The 17,987-nt window shown below is 49.5% G+C and carries 15 protein-coding genes, 1 rRNA gene and 1 riboswitch; of the genes, 2 read left to right on the top strand and 14 right to left on the bottom strand.

What is annotated here, in order from left to right; genetic code table 11:
• Nucleotides 1-266: 266 nt before the first annotated feature.
• From purF to AB3N00_RS14640, 12 genes are all read right to left on the bottom strand, one after another.
• Nucleotides 267-1,745, bottom strand: a complete 1,479-nt coding sequence (gene purF / locus AB3N00_RS14585; protein ID WP_413035129.1) for an amidophosphoribosyltransferase — start codon at nucleotides 1,743-1,745, stop codon at nucleotides 267-269.
• On the bottom strand, nucleotides 1,730-3,973 hold the full coding sequence (gene purL, locus AB3N00_RS14590) for a phosphoribosylformylglycinamidine synthase subunit PurL (protein WP_413035130.1): 2,244 nt from the start codon (nucleotides 3,971-3,973) through the stop codon (nucleotides 1,730-1,732). The genes purF and purL overlap by 16 nt, the downstream gene beginning before the upstream one ends.
• Nucleotides 3,951-4,640, bottom strand: a complete 690-nt coding sequence (gene purQ / locus AB3N00_RS14595) for a phosphoribosylformylglycinamidine synthase subunit PurQ (RefSeq protein WP_413035131.1) — start codon at nucleotides 4,638-4,640, stop codon at nucleotides 3,951-3,953. Before purQ ends, purL begins: the two co-directional genes overlap by 23 nt.
• A gap of 4 nt (nucleotides 4,641-4,644) precedes the next feature.
• A complete protein-coding gene (gene purS, locus AB3N00_RS14600) occupies nucleotides 4,645-4,890 on the bottom strand; it encodes a phosphoribosylformylglycinamidine synthase subunit PurS (RefSeq protein ID WP_175394040.1) in 246 nt (81 codons plus the stop codon).
• Between the two features lie 551 nt (nucleotides 4,891-5,441).
• Entirely contained in the window at nucleotides 5,442-6,314 is an 873-nt protein-coding gene (locus AB3N00_RS14605) for a phosphoribosylaminoimidazolesuccinocarboxamide synthase (RefSeq protein ID WP_413035132.1), read from the bottom strand.
• A gap of 233 nt (nucleotides 6,315-6,547) precedes the next feature.
• Nucleotides 6,548-7,846: an adenylosuccinate lyase gene (gene purB, locus AB3N00_RS14610; RefSeq protein ID WP_413035133.1), complete on the bottom strand. Its 1,299-nt coding sequence runs from the start codon at nucleotides 7,844-7,846 to the stop codon at nucleotides 6,548-6,550.
• Nucleotides 7,843-9,039 (bottom strand): 5-(carboxyamino)imidazole ribonucleotide synthase, encoded by a 1,197-nt coding sequence (purK, locus tag AB3N00_RS14615; RefSeq protein ID WP_413035134.1) that lies wholly within the window; start codon nucleotides 9,037-9,039, stop codon nucleotides 7,843-7,845. Before purK ends, purB begins: the two co-directional genes overlap by 4 nt.
• A complete protein-coding gene (purE, locus tag AB3N00_RS14620; protein ID WP_413035135.1) occupies nucleotides 9,036-9,521 on the bottom strand; it encodes a 5-(carboxyamino)imidazole ribonucleotide mutase in 486 nt (161 codons plus the stop codon). Before purE ends, purK begins: the two co-directional genes overlap by 4 nt.
• A gap of 191 nt (nucleotides 9,522-9,712) precedes the next feature.
• A riboswitch (purine riboswitch) is annotated at nucleotides 9,713-9,814 on the bottom strand.
• A gap of 270 nt (nucleotides 9,815-10,084) precedes the next feature.
• Nucleotides 10,085-10,519 carry a universal stress protein gene (locus tag AB3N00_RS14625; protein ID WP_413035136.1) on the bottom strand — a complete coding sequence of 145 codons (435 nt, stop codon included), beginning with the start codon at nucleotides 10,517-10,519 and terminating at the stop codon, nucleotides 10,085-10,087.
• A gap of 152 nt (nucleotides 10,520-10,671) precedes the next feature.
• Nucleotides 10,672-10,935: a DUF1294 domain-containing protein gene (locus tag AB3N00_RS14630; protein ID WP_175394036.1), complete on the bottom strand. Its 264-nt coding sequence runs from the start codon at nucleotides 10,933-10,935 to the stop codon at nucleotides 10,672-10,674.
• Between the two features lie 130 nt (nucleotides 10,936-11,065).
• Nucleotides 11,066-11,203 (bottom strand): hypothetical protein, encoded by a 138-nt coding sequence (locus AB3N00_RS14635; protein ID WP_167301682.1) that lies wholly within the window; start codon nucleotides 11,201-11,203, stop codon nucleotides 11,066-11,068.
• 169 nt (nucleotides 11,204-11,372) lie between these two features.
• Nucleotides 11,373-13,502, bottom strand: coding sequence for a DNA topoisomerase III (locus AB3N00_RS14640; RefSeq protein WP_413035137.1), 2,130 nt, complete (start codon nucleotides 13,500-13,502; stop codon nucleotides 11,373-11,375).
• A gap of 353 nt (nucleotides 13,503-13,855) precedes the next feature.
• Here AB3N00_RS14640 and AB3N00_RS14645 point away from each other — a divergent pair, with 353 nt between their 5' ends.
• Nucleotides 13,856-15,790 carry an amidase family protein gene (locus AB3N00_RS14645; RefSeq protein WP_413035138.1) on the top strand — a complete coding sequence of 645 codons (1,935 nt, stop codon included), beginning with the start codon at nucleotides 13,856-13,858 and terminating at the stop codon, nucleotides 15,788-15,790.
• Nucleotides 15,791-15,914: 124 nt separating this feature from the next.
• Here the strand turns inward: AB3N00_RS14645 and AB3N00_RS14650 are convergent, their stop codons facing one another.
• On the bottom strand, nucleotides 15,915-16,919 hold the full coding sequence (locus AB3N00_RS14650; protein WP_413035139.1) for a ketoacyl-ACP synthase III: 1,005 nt from the start codon (nucleotides 16,917-16,919) through the stop codon (nucleotides 15,915-15,917).
• A 304-nt stretch (nucleotides 16,920-17,223) separates the two neighbouring features.
• Between AB3N00_RS14650 and AB3N00_RS14655 the strand changes: the two genes are divergently transcribed.
• Nucleotides 17,224-17,778 carry an NADPH-dependent FMN reductase gene (locus AB3N00_RS14655; RefSeq protein ID WP_413035140.1) on the top strand — a complete coding sequence of 185 codons (555 nt, stop codon included), beginning with the start codon at nucleotides 17,224-17,226 and terminating at the stop codon, nucleotides 17,776-17,778.
• A 123-nt stretch (nucleotides 17,779-17,901) separates the two neighbouring features.
• On the opposite strand, the gene rrf is transcribed toward AB3N00_RS14655, so the two are convergent.
• Nucleotides 17,902-17,987 (bottom strand): 5S ribosomal RNA (gene rrf / locus AB3N00_RS14660); the annotation flags it as partial.

The following is a 17,987-nucleotide window of genomic DNA, read 5'->3' on the forward strand; positions in this document are numbered from 1 at the left end:
AGGCGGGGCTTAAGGGCTCGGGCGGTGCCCCGCGGCAGCTGCTTCGCCTTGCTGCCTGGCCCCTGTTGCTCCGCAAGGCGGGGCTTAAGGGCTCGGGCGGCGCACGGCGGCAGCTGCTTCGCTGCGCTGCCCTGGCCCCTGTTGCTCCGCAAGGCGGGGCTAAGGGCTCGGGCGGTGCACGGGGGCAGCTGCTTCGCTGCGCTGCCCAGGCCCCTGTTGCTCCGCAAGGCGGGGCTAAGAGCTCGGGCAAACCTGGCTGCAGCTACTTAGCAGCTGCAGCCGAATTTCTCGTCGCCGCCGAAGTCGAGGTTGGTTGGGTAATCATTATCGAAACATGCGAGGCAGAGCCCGCCTTTATAGTCATCCTGATTGTCTCCCTGAATCGATGCAATCAGTCCATCGGGACTGAGAAAAGCCAGGGAGTCCGCGTTGATCTCACGACAGATCTCTTCCACCGAAAGCTGTGAGGCGATAAGTTCGCGGCTGTCGGGCGTATCAATACCGTAGAAACATGGATTTTTGAACGGAGGCGACGTAATGCGTACATGCACCTCGGTTGCTCCGGCATCACGCAGCATGTTCACGATTCGGCGGGATGTCGTACCCCGTACAATGGAATCATCAATCATGACAACGCGTTTGCCTTCAACCACACGGCGCACGGCGCTCAGCTTCATCTTCACGCCCTGCTCACGCAATTCCTGACTTGGCTGGATAAACGTACGTCCGGTGTATTTGTTCTTGATCATGCCCATCTCATATGGGATACCGGTTTGCTCAGCATATCCAATTGCTGCGGAAATACTGGAGTCCGGTACACCTGTTACCAGATCGGCATCCACAAATGATTCGATCGCCATGCGTCCACCCATCCGCTTACGAGCAGCATGCTGGTTGGCACCATTCATATCACTATCCGGACGGGCAAAATAAATATATTCCATCGCACACAGCGCCTTGCGGTGTTTGTGATGATCGAAGCGGTCTTCGTGCAATCCATCTGCGTCCAATACCAGCAGTTCACCCGGTTCAATATCGCGGATCAATTCCGCGCCGATCGTTTCAAGCGCACAAGTCTCGGATGCGAACAGATACGCATCCCCCAATTTGCCCATCGTCAGCGGACGCAGACCATGGGGATCAGAAGCAACGAGCAGCTTGTCGTTGGTCATGATCAGAAACGCATAACCACCGACAATACGCTGGAATGCATCCTTAGCAGCTTCCACCAAACCCTTAGATGAACGTGCAATCAGATGCGCGATGACCTCCGTATCACTGGTTGTCTGGAAGATCGATCCGCTCTGTTCCAGTTCACGACGGATAGTCGGTGCATTCACGATATTCCCGTTGGTTGCTACGGCCAGATCTCCGTCACGGTACTTGAAAACCAAAGGTTGAGCGTTTGTCAGTTTACTGTCACCGCTTGTGGAATACCGAACGTGACCTATGGAAATATCACCGGACAGGGTCTGCATCAGATCTTTGGTGAACACTTCCTTCACCAGACCCATACCGCGATGATAATGGAATTCATTGCCGTCACTTACACACATGCCTGCACTTTCTTCGCCTCGATGCTGCAGGGCGTGCAAACCATAATAGGAGAGCGATGCTGCGTCAGGGTGTTTGAATACCCCGAACACTCCGCATTCTTCCTTCAATTTGTCGAGTCCTTCCTTGCCAGACCCTTCGTTATAATAATCGCCTGTCCACCACTGTCCTGTCGTCAGTTCATGAGACATGGAATCGCATCCTCCCAGACCTGAGCCAAACCTCCTACAGGTTCGTTCACGGCTGATGTTCCGTTCAATTCGATCGTCAGGTTACTTCCTTCTACACGTCCAATCACAGCTACAGGTACCCCACGCTCACGTACAAACGCTTCAAGTTTGCCCGCTTGCTCCGGCGAAGCCGACAGCAGGATACGGGACTGGCTCTCACTAAAGAGCGCATGATCTGCACGCAGTGCAGTTTCCACATTGACCTGTGCACCCACGTTGCCGCTGATACAGGATTCTGCCAATGCCACAGCCAGACCGCCTTCAGACAAGTCATGTGCCGAGCGAACAAGTCCGGATTGGATGGCTTCCAGCACGGTGCTGAGCAGCGCCTTCTCTGTGTTCAGATCGAGCTGCGGTGGACGGCCTTCCGTTTTGCCATGAACCGCGTATTGCAGCTCGCTGCCGCCCAGCTCAGCTTTGGTCTCACCGAGGAGGATAATCACATCGCCTTCGGATTTGAATCCTTGTGTCGTGATATGATCCGTGTCATGAACGAGACCTACCATACCGACCACTGGCGTTGGATAGATCGAGCCTTTGGCGTTTTCGTTGTACAGACTCACGTTACCACCAATTACCGGTGTATCCAGCACGCGGCAAGCTTCTGCCATACCGTCTACCGCTTTTTCCATTTGCCAGAAGATATCCGGCTTCTCTGGGTTACCAAAGTTCAGGTTGTCCGTAATCGCCAGCGGCTCTGCACCGGAACATACAATGTTGCGCGCTGCTTCACTCACGGCAATCCGTCCGCCTACTTCAGGATCCAGATAGACATAACGTCCGTTACAGTCCGTTGTCATCGCCAGACCTTTGCGAGTTCCGCGAATGGTAATAACTGCTGCATCCGAGCCTGGACGAACTGCAGTGCTGGTACGCACCATATAATCGTATTGATCGTAAACCCACTTTTTGCTTGCTACCGTAGGCGAAGCCAACACCTGTTTCAACGCGCCGCCGAGATCCGACACTTCATCGTAACGCAGGGTGTCGACTGAAGCGCTTTGCTCGTAGTAAGCCGGTACCGAAGATGGCTTGTTGTACACAGGACACTCGTCCACCAGTGCTGTAACTGGCATGTCACCAACCACTTCGCCGTGGTGGTACAGCTTCAGACGTCCGTCATCGGTAACTTTACCGACTTTTGCACAGATGACGCCCCAACGTTCAAAAATCTCCATTGCCTGCGCCTCATCCTTCGGCTCAACAACGAACAGCATCCGTTCCTGGGACTCGGACAACATCATCTCATAAGGCGTCATGCCTTCTTCACGCTGTGGTACCTGATCCAGATACAGTTCCAGACCGTTACCCGCTTTACTTGCCATCTCCGCACTGGAGCATGTCAGACCTGCCGCACCCATATCCTGAATACCAAGCACGATCCCTGTGTCAATCAGTTCCAGACAGGATTCCATTACGAGTTTCTCCATGAACGGGTCACCGACTTGAACCGCTGTCTTCTTGGATTCGGATTCTTCCGTCAGTTCTACCGATGCAAACGTTGCGCCGTGAATTCCGTCGCGGCCAGTTGGAGGACCAACATAGTACACCGGATTTCCTACGCCCTTGGCTACACCGCGCTGGATTTTGTCGTGATCGATCAAGCCTACGCACATTGCATTTACAAGTGGATTGCCTTCATAACTTTCGTCGAACATAACTTCCCCGGCTACCGTTGGAATTCCGATACAGTTACCATAACCGGCAATACCGGAAACGACATGTTCAAACAGATATTTCACGCGGTCACTCTCCAGCTTGCCGAAACGAAGCGAGTTCAGCAGGGCTACCGGTCTGGCACCCATGGAGAAAATATCACGAATGATGCCGCCCACACCTGTTGCCGCACCTTGGTAAGGCTCAACCGCGGAAGGATGGTTATGGCTTTCAATTTTGAATACAACCGCCTGGTTGTCACCGATATCCACGATCCCGGCACCTTCACCCGGTCCCATCAGGACACGTGGTCCACTGGTTGGGAAACGGCGCAACAACGGCTTGGAGTTTTTGTACGCACAGTGCTCGGACCACATGACACTAAATACACCGATTTCCGTATAATTCGGCTTGCGTCCCATGAATTCACAGATCAGCTCATACTCGCTGTCCGACACGCCCATTTGTGCGTAAAGTTTATGTTCTGCGACCTGTTCTGCTGTCGGTTCCTTAGCGGATAGCTGCTGCGTCATGCCGATCCCTCCATGCTTTCAAAATAGATGTAAACATACGTTTGCCGTCTTCCGAGCCCAGCAGCGAGTCCACTGCGCGCTCCGGATGCGGCATCATGCCGACCACATTTCCGCCCTCATTACAGATTCCTGCGATATCGCCCAGGGAACCGTTCGGGTTGCTGCCATACGTAAATACAATCTGGTTGTTTGCCTGCAAACTCGCAAGCGTCTCCTCGTCGCAGTAATAGTTTCCTTCACCGTGAGCAATCGGGATGATAATTTCTTCACCAGGTGCATAGTCACGTGTAAATGGTGTATCTGCATTCGTCACTCTCAATACCGTATCGTGACAACGGAATTTCAGTGACATATTGCGGATCAATGCCCCCGGAAGCAGTCCCGCTTCGGTCAGGATCTGGAATCCGTTGCAGATACCGAGAATATATTTGCCTTGTTCAGCAGCTTTGGCTACCTCATTCATTACTGGTGCGAAGCGGGAAATCGCCCCACAGCGCAAGTAGTCTCCATAGGAGAAACCACCCGGAACCAGGATACAATCATACGCCGAAAGATCCGTTGCCGTGTGCCATACATAATCAACCTCTTGCCCAATGGCATCTTCTACTGCTTTGTAACAGTCAATATCGCAGTTGGAGCCAGGAAACACAAGAACTGCAAATTTCATGGGATTAACCCTCCAATTCGTAGCGGTAATCTTCAACAACGGTGTTGGCCAGCAGCTTCTCGCACATCACAGTCAAACGTTTTTCCGCTTCTTCACGATCTGTCGTATCCAGGGTCAGTTCCATGACTTTACCGATCCGTACACTTTCCACTTCATTGAATCCCATCGAGTGCAGGGCGCCTTGAACGGCTACTCCTTGCGGGTCGAGTACGCTTTGCTTAATAGTGACATAGACGGTTGCTTTGATCATGATCCTTATGTTCCTCCTCAGTAATGAACGGGATAAATGCTTTATGCTGTTAAAAAAGTGGTTTGGAGCTTGCTCCGGGGCGGATTGTTCTTCCGGTCGCTTGTTGTCCCCAGGTTTTTGGATTGTTTTGAACCGCAGTGCGGTTAAAACCCGGGGACAAAGGCGAACGCTATCGCTCCTTTAAGAACAATTCCGCCCCTCCGCTAGTCCATGCGACGTTTTTTAAAGGCCTAAACCTTTTACGTTGCACGGTGTGTAATGGTCGATACTGACCCTTACGTGAAAGCAGCTAATGGTCTTTACGTTACATGAGTGTCCAATGAATTTGAATCTCGCAATCTATCAGAGCTTCCCTACCAGTAGGAAGCCACCGCTATTAAATTTCATCCACCAGTTTGATACTGGCGGAGGGAAAGATTGAGCTGGAGAAGCGGAGCGTTCGCCTTTGCAACCGGAATGTTTCCTTTAGAAAAAGGATCCCAATCAAAACATTCCGGGGGCAACAGCGATCGAAAGCCAAACTTTTCCGCAGCTCACCTCAAACTTTCCATTTATTTCGTTAAACGTTTATAAATATCGACGTATCTTGCGGTTGTTGCCTCCACCACCGCTTGTGGCAGCGGATCGGGCTTACTGTTCTTGTCCCAATCGGTTCCTGCCAGATAGGTGCGCACCGGTTCTTTATCCATGCTGTCGATCTCGATGTCGAGTGTGTAATTTTCTTTGGCCCAGAAGCGTGAAGCATCCGGGGTGAAAATTTCGTCGATCAGAATGACCTTGCCGTCCACGATACCGAACTCAAATTTGCAGTCTGCGAGGATAATCCCACGCTGGTTGCAGTAATCACGGGCGAATTCATACAGACGCAGGCTTTTTTCCTGAAGCTCCATTGCCAGCGTATCCCCAACCAGTTCTTTCATGCGGTCCATCGAGATGTCTTCGTCATGACCTACATCATTTTTGGCTGCCGGGGTGAAGATGGGGCTTTCGAGCTTGGCGTTTTTGCGAAGTCCTTCCGGCAGTTTGATGCCGTTGACCTCTCCGCTCTTCTCATACTGTCTCCATCCGCCTCCGGTAATGTACCCACGCACAACACATTCGATATCAATGCGTTCAGCTTTGCGGGTCACCATAATCCGATCTTTCAGAAGTTCCGGGTCCACAATCAGGTCACCCAATCGGTTCACGTCCGTGTGCACCACATGATTGTCCATCATGTCCCTCGTCAGTTCAAACCAGAAGCTGCTGAGTTTATTCAGCACATTGCCCTTCTCGGGAACCGCCGGGTCCAGCACGTAGTCAAAAGCCGAAATTCGGTCCGTGACCACGATCAGAAAATGTTCCCCCAGGTCGTACAATTCACGTACTTTTCCTTTATATAACAGAGGTGCTTTAACGAGATCTGCCGCTGTGGACAGTGCCATGGAGGCTCACCTTCTTTCAGGAGATATAAAATATAAGTTCAATTCCCCTCATCACGCTAACCACTCCGAATTCAGAACAACCTTTCGATCGCTGTTACCCCCGGATTTTTTGATTCTACTTTTTCCAATGTGAAAATCCGGGGATAAAGGCGAACGCTCTGCTTCTGCAGATTTGCTCTGTCCTCTCCGTCCTTGCTGGCCCATCATTCTGTTCTCTAGCCTTATTGGAGTAATTAGTCGGTCAAACCAAGCTTTTTAAAGATGGTATCCACGTGCTTCAGGTGCCAGGACGGGTTAAATGCATCTTCGATTTCCTCTTCACTCAGCACTTCGGTGATTTCCGGTGTCGATTTCACGATATCCTTGAACTGACGTTGTTCTTCCCATGCCTGCATGGCACGTGGTTGAACGGTATCGTACGCCTGTTCACGGCTGAAGCCTTTGTCGATCAGTTTGGTCAGCACACGGCCCGAGAATGGCACACCGTATGTGCGCTCCATGTTGCGTTTCATGTTCTCAGGGAACACCGTCAGGTTTTTCACAATGTTACCGAAACGGTTCAACATGTAGTTCAGCAGCATCGTTGCATCCGGGAGGATGACACGTTCTACGGAAGAGTGTGAGATGTCACGCTCATGCCACAGGGTTACGTTCTCATATGCCGATACCATATGTCCGCGAATGACGCGGGACAGACCGGAGATATTTTCGCTACCGATTGGGTTACGCTTGTGCGGCATCGCGGATGATCCTTTTTGACCTTTGGCAAATGCCTCTTCCACTTCACGGAATTCACTCTTTTGCAGTGCACGAACTTCAGTAGCGAACTTGTCCAGGGATGTTGCAATCAATGCCAGTGTGGCCATGTATTCCGCGTGACGGTCACGTTGCAGGGTTTGGGTTGAAATGGGCGCAGGCTTCGTGCCCAGCTTCTCGCATACAAATTCTTCAACAAACGGATCGATGTTGGCGTAAGTTCCTACCGCACCCGAGATTTTACCGTACTGCACGTTGTCTGCCGCATGGCGGAAACGCTCCAGGTTCCGTTTCATCTCTTCATGCCACAAAGCCATTTTCAAACCAAAGGTTGTTGGCTCGGCATGCACCCCGTGTGTACGCCCCATCATCGGCGTATGCTGATAAGCGAGTGCCTTTTCACGCAAGATCTCGATAAAGTTCACGATGTCGCGTTCCAGAATTTCATTTGCCTGACGCAGTACGTACCCCAGAGCCGTATCTACGACATCCGTGGAGGTCAGTCCGTAATGCACCCATTTCCGCTCCGCACCCAGACTCTCGGATACTGTACGTGTGAAAGCAATAACATCATGACGTGTTTCCTGCTCGATTTCATAGATGCGGTCGATATCAAAAGAAGCGTTTTGGCGAAGCAATGCTGCTTCTTCCTTAGGGATGACACCGAGTTCAGCCCATGCTTCACATGCACAAATTTCAACTTCCAACCAGGACTTGAATTTGTTTTCCTCCGTCCAGATGGCTCTCATTTCGGGTCTGCTATAACGTTCGATCATGAATTTGTATTCCTCCAGATATTAGTTTGTTCAATCCATTGCAATGCTTCTTCAACATCCTGACAGAGCAGATTGACATGCCCCATTTTCCGTCCTGTTTTCGCTTCGGCTTTGCCATATATATGAAGCTTGGGAATGACACCGAGTTCCATCGCTTCGGTATCCGGTTGACCCGTTCTTGCGATGATTCCTTCCAGATGTTCTCCAAGCACATTGACCATAACGACCGGACTTAACAGTGTAGTGTCTCCAAGCGGCAATCCGCAGATGGCACGAATATGCTGCTCGAATTGTGAGGTCGCACAGGCTTCCATCGTGTAATGACCGGAATTATGCGGCCTTGGAGCCAGCTCGTTCACATACAGTCTTCCATCTGCCGCAACAAACAGCTCCACCGCTAGCAATCCAACCGCCTGCAAGGATTCGGCCACAGCCGCTGCGAGCTTCTGTGCTTCTATCTGTATATTCGTAGCCACTCTTGCCGGAATGATCGAGGCATGCAAAATGTTATTCACATGAATGTTCTCCGCCGGCGGAAATGTCTTGATCTCTCCATTGGTACTTCGTGCAACGACAACGGAGATTTCGCAGTCAAACTTGATAAATTGCTCTAGCACCAGTTCCGCTCCGGTTGCTGCAAGCTCATCGTAAGCTGATGCTGCCTGGCTTGCTTCCCGGATGACCCGCTGTCCTTTGCCATCGTATCCTCCGGTTACTGTCTTCAGCACACAAGGTACACCAAGTTCGCTTACTGCGGCTTGCATGGTGTCCTTGCTTGTAATTTCCCGATAAGGCGCCACTCTTACGCCGGCAGCTTCAATGGCCCGTTTCTCACGCAACCGATGCTGGGTCGTATACAATAACGCACTTCCTTGCGGTACATAGGATTCACGTTCCATCAAGCCCGCAACACCTGCATCCACATTTTCAAACTCATACGTAATCACATCACACTGACGGGCCAGCTCAAGTGCTGCAGCTTCATCGTCATATGCCGCCTCAATCTGACGTGCAACCTGTCCGCAAGGTGAATCCGCCGCCGGATCCAGAGTGACAAAACGGTATCCCATCGCTGTCCCGGCTAACGTCAGCATTCGTCCAAGCTGTCCGCCTCCCAGAATTCCAATGGTCGTTTTCCCTGGCAGCAGGACGCGTTCAGCCATCCCTGCAGCATTCAACTCCGTTTTACTCATAGCTCATCACTGCTTTCAATTACTTCACGTTTGATGCGTTCTCTGCGAGCTTCGCAGCGATTGCGGACATCCTCATCGAAGGCGCCAATCATCTGGGCCGCAAGCAGCCCTGCATTGGTTGCTCCTGCCTTCCCAATGGCTACCGTTGCAACAGGGATTCCACCAGGCATTTGAACAATGGATAACAGGGAATCAAGACCATTCAATGCCTTGGACTGCACAGGTACTCCGATTACCGGAAGCATCGTTTTGGAAGCAACCATACCTGGAAGATGTGCTGCTCCGCCTGCACCTGCAATGATAACCTTGAATCCACGCTCGGTGGCCTGCTCGGTATATTCAAACATCAGATCCGGTGTGCGATGCGCGGATACGACCTTTTTTTCATACCCAATCTCCAGTTCGTCCAGCACCTCACACGCATGCTTCATCGTTTCCCAATCCGACTTGCTGCCCATAATTACAGCGACCTGCACTGACATGAATACATCCAACTCCCGTCTGAGCTTTTTTGATAGCAACTCACTTGCATCACGCGTTTCCTCGTGAAATGAAAAAATCCGCTACCCGCGAAAACATCACATTTTCTCCGGACACCGGACTCCAAGAAATACGTATCCCGCATTTGGGCATGCCAAAAGGGGGCTTGCTGTCCGCATCCATATTCATGCGACTCTCAGCCGTATCTCCTCGTAGTCCGGAAATTTACGGTTTCCGGGTAGATACTTCCGGGCCTTATCCCCGGCGTTATACGAGCAAATATCTATTTCAATCAAAGTGACTCATTTCTGTTCAGCCGTGTACAGTTTTCGTTCCTACTCGACCTTATTCTTACCTGATCGACACATCTAACATTCTAACAATCCCCTACAGCTAATGTCAACTTAAAGACGAACATTTAACATATTGACAAATGTATTGTTCGTGATTGAGGTACTTTTCTTGGTTTGCATATCCATTTCATCCCATAAAAGAAAGCCGGCCTCTCTTCAGTCGATCGAAGACAGCCGGCTTCCCGCTACTATTTACTGCATAAATGTATTGATTATTTGACGATGAGTACAGGGACTTGAGCATGCTGCACTACGTTATGACTGACACTCCCCAACACAAATTCACGAATGCCGCCAAGTCCACGACTTCCGATCACAATGACATCTGATCCATTTTCCTTAGCGTAATCAAGCAGTACTTCTGCTGCCGCTCCCTGAATCAGGTCCACGTTTGCCGTAACCCCTGCAGCTTTAATGCGTTCTTTGGCTTCATCCGTCGTCTGCACAGCCAGGTTGTAATAATCATTATTGAGTGATGGCGGCAGCGGCGCAAGCCCTTCCCCGATGAATACACGCGGGAAATCAAAGGCATGAATGACATCAATGACAGCATCCGGAGATACCTTAGCCAGCTCAATCGCACGATCCAGTGCCTTGTTTGAAGCTTTCGATCCGTCGTAAGCCACTAATATTTTAGAGAATAACATGTAAATCCCGTCCCTTCCTTATATGTAGAAACTCCGAAGCCAAATGCTCCGGTCTGACATAAAAACAAATACAAAACCATGTAACCCTATAAACGATCTTAAGCCGATATGAACCAATTACCTCATGTTGCAGCAGGCAGCACTTCTATGTTCTATTTCAGGAAATACCCATAAATGACGGCATTCAGAAACAATAGAAGTGGAATTCCGATGGTGAAGCTCGGATGTTTGGTTTTGTGCCTTTTCCGGTACATCGCGATCCAAACCCCAAGGGCTCCTCCAATAAAAGCAAGCAGGAATAACGTCCGTTCGGGTGTACGGTCACGACGTCGCTGCGCCCGCTTTTTGTCATCTGACATCACCAGATAACCTACCACGTTAATAAATATAAACCACAATATGAGTCCGGTTTGCATATAATTCTAGCGGTCCCCCTATCCCGGGACATCTCCCTGTTCCTCCATTATAGTCCTCTGCAGGGACATGATCAACGCGAGAAGGGAGCCGCATGAATTGTTTAGGGATAATCAGCCCCGCTTAGGGAACCTAGGATTCCTGTTTGGGAATACCGTTCAGGCTGGGAACCCTTTTGCCTGCCTTGGTTGGACGTGCTCCGATGCTTTCTTCCCGGATGCTGTCCTTATTTTGCTGGTTATGAATTTTCTCTGGCTTGTTATGCGGCATCTGTGTCACCTCCTTGGCTTACGTTGCCTGAAAAGGAGGGATCTTATACAGCGCCACACGAAGCGGTTTAATTCACAAAAACCTCGTCAGTATTCATTTGTTTTATACCAACTGAATGCTTAGGCAACCATTTTCCTTCAGGTACCCCATGAACCGTTCTTCATGGCAATTATTCCCCTTTTTTCTCCATGGCTGCCTTCAACAGATCGCCGAGATTGGAACCGATGGATTCCTGTTTGGCATACTGCTTGACCAGCTTTTGCTGTTCGCGTTTGTTCACGTGCTGTTTGTCTTTGTCCAGCGCTTCCGTGATGCCGCAAGGCAGGCATTGCACGTACAAGCCCGCTTTTCCTTCTTTCATTTCCATCTTTTTGTGACACTGCGGACAACGACGGTTGGACAGTCGCTTCTCTGCCGAGCGGCGATAACCGCAATCCTCAGTAGGACATACGAGAAACTTGCCACGTTTCCCTTTCTTCTCAAGCAAACGTGCATTACAATCCGGACAGTGACTATTGGACACGTTGTGGGGTTTATACTCCGCCTTGCTTCCTTTCACTGTGGAGACCAGCTCTTTTGCCATCGAACGTATACCATCCAGAAAAGGTCCCGGTTTCCCCTGTCCACGGGCAATCCGTTCCAGCTCAGCCTCCCAGCGGGCTGTTAACTCAGGTGTGCGAAGCTGCGGTGCAGCCAGTTCGATCAGTTGCTTCCCTTTTCCCGTTGGATGCATGCTGTTCCCTTGGCGATCAATGGTATCTGAGCTGACCAATTTCTCGATAATATCTGCTCGTGTAGCTGGTGTACCAAGTCCATGCTTCTCCATTTGAGCAAGCAGAGCGGCTTCAGTGTACCGTTTGGGCGGCATCGTTCTCCCGCTTTTAATATGACAACGCTGAACGGTAACCGACTGCCCCTGCTGCACATCCGGCAAAAGAGCACGTCCATTGTCTGCTTGATCCTCCGTGCGCTCATCATCGTCATCACTGTAATCTCCGCCGTATACTTCACGCCAGCCGCTGTCTTTTACCGTGGTTCCTTTGACATGAAATGAATCATTGCCAACTTGAACGGTAATCGCTACCGAATCGTATTTCGCCGCTGGATAGAACAGACTGATAAAACGGCGTACGATCAGATCATACAGTTTACGCTCCTCTGGATTCAGCTGGTTCAACAGCACAGTTTGTTCCGTTGGAATGATGGCATGGTGATCCGTGACCTTGCTGTCATCAACGATGCGTTTGGTGATATTCAGATTTTTCCGCAGTAATGGACGCGCCAATGACGCATAGGGTCCGACCGCTACACTATCCAGTCTTTCTTTCAGCGTACCTGTCATGTCCGACGTCAGATAGCGGCTGTCCGTACGCGGATATGTAACCAGCTTGTGCTGCTCATAGAGACGCTGAAGAACGTTGGAGGTCTGCTTGGCAGAGAAGCCATACTTGCGGTTAGCGTCACGCTGCAGCTCCGTCAGGTCATAGGCCAGTGGATGAGGCTCGACCTTTTCACTTTTTTTCACCTGAGCAATGGTCCCCTTACGTCCTTCCACCCGTTTCTTCAATGCCTGGGTATCCTGACTATCGAAGATGCGAGAATCACCGCCCGAAGCCCGCCACACGGCCTGAAACTCTCCAAAATCCGCAGTGAATGTCTCATATTCCTGTGAGCGAAATCCATTAATCTCATTTTCCCTGTCCATGATCATGCCCAGTGTGGGAGTCTGTACCCGCCCTGCAGACAACTGTGCATTAAATCGAACTGTCAGCGCCCTCGTCACATTAAGCCCAATCATCCAGTCTGCTTCTGCGCGGCAGCGTGCCGATTCGTAGAGACGGTCAAACTGGTTCCCCGGTTTCAGTGAAGCAAATCCTTCCTTGATCGCCTTATCCGTCTGGGATGAAATCCACAGTCGTTTGAAAGGCTTCTTCCACTGCGCCATCTGCATGATCCACCGTGCGAGCAATTCCCCCTCACGAGCGGCATCGGTTGCGATGACCAGTTCACCAACATCCTGGCGTTTCATGAGCTGCTGTACTGCCTTATATTGATGATTCGTCTCCCTCAATACCTTCAGTTTCGCCCGTTCAGGCAGGATCGGCAAATCCTCGAGATTCCAGGTGGCATACTTCTTGTCGTAATCCTCAGGTTCCGCCAGTCCCACCAGATGTCCAAGTGCCCACGTTACAATATATTTAGGACCTTCCAAATAACTTTTATGTTTATCACGCGCTCCCATAACTCTGGCTATTTCGCGTGCCACAGACGGTTTCTCTGCGAGTACCAATGTTTTCACTTCACATCTCTTCCTTTCTTTCATACACCTTATGACCCTTGTTCTATCCTTTCATTATATCATTTCACACTAACCGTTTGCTGACGCGATCACGATAAACTATTTATCTCATTCCTTGCCCTAAATTTTCACATGTAATAAAACATAACACAAATATAGTTAATTAAATTTCTTCTGTGCACGGGATCAAGAGTATTTGAAAGAAACAACCATATTTATGCAACTTGTATCCGCTTTTTTGGATAAATATGAGTGTTGTAAGAATACCTTACATGTATTTAGAATGTGACAAAAGCATATCGATCAGTTTCGCTAACACACATCATTTAAGACAGAGAAGGGAGCGTGGATGCATGACTTATCATGGATCTGTATTGAAAAAAAGTGGGGCCCTGTTACTGACGGGAGCAGTCGTCGTTACAACTTGGGGAGGAGCCGTACCATTGGCCTCAGCCGCAACGGCAGCGCCATCAAGTAAAACCACGGTCACAGCAGTATCTGCTGGCAAGGCTCCTGTCACTGCCGCCGCGTTTACAGAAGCCATGGAAGAAGCAGCTACACTTGCAGGTGTGCCTTTTTCAATGGACGAGCTCTCGGGCAAAACCATTCAGCGTAAAGATGCAGCTCTAGCCCTTCAAACCTGGCTGAAGCTGGAGTCCACCACAGAGTCGTTCAAGGATGTACCAGACCAGTCCAGTTATGCAGGCGCCATCGGTGCTTTGAATGCCGCCGGATTAATGAAAGGATATACGGATTCCCTCTTCCTGCCTAACGCTGTTCTAACAGAAAATGATGTCGCCATATTGAAAGACCGCATTTATAACTACATAAAGCCATTTGTTCTGGAGGAAGCGACCATTACGGAACTTCAGGCTGCAATGACGCAAGGAAAGCTTACATCTAAGGAACTGGTTCAAATGTATCTGGATCGGATTGAAAAATACGATGACCAAGGAGTTAGTATTAACGCAGTACTGACCTTGAATCCGGATGCACTGCAAATAGCTGAGGCTTTGGACGAAGAACGTGCAGCCCAAGGATCACGTGGTCCTCTCCATGGTATTCCGGTACTTGTAAAAGACAACTTCGATACAAATGACATGCCTACGACTGCCGGTTGTATCTGTCTGAAAGATTCCGTACCTTCTCAAGATGCGGAACAGGTGAAGAAGCTCAAGGAAGCCGGTGCCATCATCCTGGGCAAAACAAACCTGCATGAATTTGCGTTCGGCATTACTACATCGAGTTCATTGGGTGGACAAACTCTGAACCCTTACGCACTCGATCACTATCCTGGTGGCTCCAGCGGTGGAACAGGTGCAGCCATTGCCTCCAACTTTGCCGCAGCCGGCATGGGTACAGACACAGGTGGATCGATCCGTATTCCATCCAGCTTCAACAGCCTTGTTGGTATCCGTCCAACAATCGGATTGTCCAGCCGTGAAGGGATCATCCCGCTGGCACTGACTCAGGATGTGGGTGGCCCTATGGCTCGTACGGTTAGTGACGCTGCAATCATGCTGGACGCTACGGCGGGTTATGACAAAGATGATGTTGCTACAGCCTACGCCGTAGGCAAAATCCCGTCCAGCTATACCGATTTCCTTGATGTGAACGGCTTGAAAGGTGCACGTATCGGTTTGGCCACAGAGCTCATCCCAAGCACCAAAGCGGAAGAGAAAGCAGTTGCTGATGTTATTAACAATGCAGTGGAAGAACTGAAGTCCCTGGGTGCAACCGCAGTACCAATCAGCATTCCGAACCTGGACGAAATCAATAAGTACCCGAGCTTGAGCGGATATGAATTCAAGTTCCAGCTCAACGACTATCTGGAGTCACTTGGTGATGAAGCACCATATCACAGCCTGTCGGAGATCATCGCTTCAGGAGAGTTTGACAAAACACAAGAGCAATCCTTGAAAGCTCGTGATGCACGGGAAACATTGGAGACAACCGAGTACAAAGACATCGTACTGAAGCGTACTCAGATTACTCGTGAATCACTGCTTAAAGTGATGGCAGACAATAACCTGGATGCCATCGTCTATCCTACTTCCACACAGGCTGCTGGCGTGATCGGTGAAGGTCAAAACTCGGGTGGAAATAACCGACTAAGTCCATTCTCCGGTTTCCCTGCGATCACCGTACCTGCTGGATTCACCACAGACGGTTTGCCTGTAGGCATCGAATTCCTGGGCCGTGCCTTTGATGAAGGTACATTGATCAAACTGGCCTATAGCTACGAGCAAGGCACACATCACCGCCAAGCTCCTAAACTTACACCATAACTTTTCACGTTGAAAAAAATGCATAAATAAACAAAAAGTACACTTACCTCAATATGAGAGGTGAGTGTACTTTTTGTATTACCAGTTAAAACAATCTGAGTTTTCCGCTGCTCAGACATCTATGTTACTTCGTTAGATCCGAATCAGGAACTCTCCATTCCATCACAAGTCCAGCATAGGTTAGGCCGCCTCCGAATCCGAATAAGGCGAGACGCTGCCCTTGCTTCACTTTTCCTTCATCCACGGCCAACTGAATCGCTAGAGGTATGGATGCGGCTGAAGTATTACCGCGATACTCCATGCTGGTGAGTGTACGTTCCAGCGGGATGGGACCACGCTCGCACACAGCCTCGATCATTCTCATATTGGCGCTATGCGGCACGAACCAATCAATCTGCTCAACCTGCAGTCCGGCTTTGGCGATGAGTTTTGGCAGCTGCTCGGGAATCAGCCGGACGGCCCATTTGTATACTTCTCGGCCGTTTTGCACAAGACGTCCGTTCCCCTGAAGGGATACGCCATTCATCTCCGAGGAAAGCCCACTGCTATAGACATGTAAACCGCCCTCACCCTGAGTTCCGGACACCGCTGCGAGGGTATTCCCTTGTCCTTCTGTTCGCTCCAACAAAAACGCTCCCGCTCCATCGCCAAACAAAATGCATGTCGTACGATCAGTGTAATCGGTAATTTTCGATAATGTCTCTGCGCCAATCACCAGCACTTTGCGATACATACCGCTGGTAATCATGCTATCGGCCAACTGTAGTCCATAAACAAAACCTGCGCAAGCTGCGCTCAAATCAAGTGCCCCTGTCTGAGGAATGTTCAGTTGTGCCTGTACTCTGGATGCCGTGCTCGGAAAAGCATACTCCGGCGTACTTGTCGCCACCAGAATCATATCAACATCATGAACGCTAACATTGTATCGACGAATCATGTCTTCCACGGCTTTGACTGCCAGATCGGATACATATTGATCCTCACCTGCAATACGCCGTTCTCTCATACCAGTGCGCTGTACAATCCATTCATCACTGGTGTCCACCATTTTCTCCAAATCAATATTACTTAATATACGATCCGGTACATATGTGCCCATGGCCGTAATCGTTGCTTTCGATTGAATCATACCGGTGATCACCTCTTTAGTTTTTTTATTATTATAGCACTAAGTATTAGTACTTGGTACTAAAAAATGATTAAAAATTATTTATCGTTAATTATTGCTGGTATAAATGTGAATCATTGCTGCCCTTCTAATCTTCATTACCCTACATTTGGCATGTAGATCATATGAAGAAGGATAACCCTTTTCCGTTTAGTATGAAGAATGCCTTAAATAAAGCCATGATCTATAGACACTTCATTCGTAAAGGTGGACAATAAACAAATCGTTTTACATTACTGATAGATAGAGATGAGGTTTTTAACATATGGAAAGAGAAATTAACGTCCTTGCGATTTCTGGAAGCCTGCGAAAACAATCCACGAACACCTTGCTCATGCAGGCTATGATAGGACTTGCTCCCTCTGCTTTAAACTTTCATGTATATGATCAGTTGAATGACCTCCCTCACTTCAACCCGGATCTGGATGTAGATGACGGTCCAGTCCCTGTCCTACATTTAAGATCCCAATTGAAACAAGCAGATGGTATCCTGATCTGTACACCCGAGTATGGGAACGGTATCCCGGGAGTTTTAAAAAATGCATTAGATTGGATTGTATCTTCCGGAGAATGGATGAATAAACCTACAGTGGTCGTTGCAGCTTCTCCCAGTCCATTGGGAGGTGATAAAGCTCATGATTCCATACTGCTGACTTTAAACATGATTAATGCTCATATTTTATATGACGCCTCTTTTACAATTCCTCACATTACAATGAAAATGAACAAACAAGGCGAAGTCATCGACCCCGATACCAAAAAGGCATTGCAAAATTCACTTTTGCGCTTAGCTGAAGTGCTTACTAGCGTGGAGAAGTAATTTCCATTTTTCTTAAAAGCAAAAAACAGCCCGATGGAACATTTCGGGCTGTTAAAAATTATAATCTGTACTCACTCATAGAAAAATAAAAACCACCACCGATTACATCGGCAGTGGTTCTTTGCTTGGCAACGTCCTACTCTCCCAGGACCCTTCGGTCCAAGTACCATCGGCGCTAGAGGGCTTAACGGTCGTGTTCGGGATGGGTA

The sequence above is a fragment of the Paenibacillus xylanilyticus genome, from assembly GCF_047246825.1.
GTDB lineage: Bacteria > Bacillota > Bacilli > Paenibacillales > Paenibacillaceae > Paenibacillus > Paenibacillus xylanilyticus_B.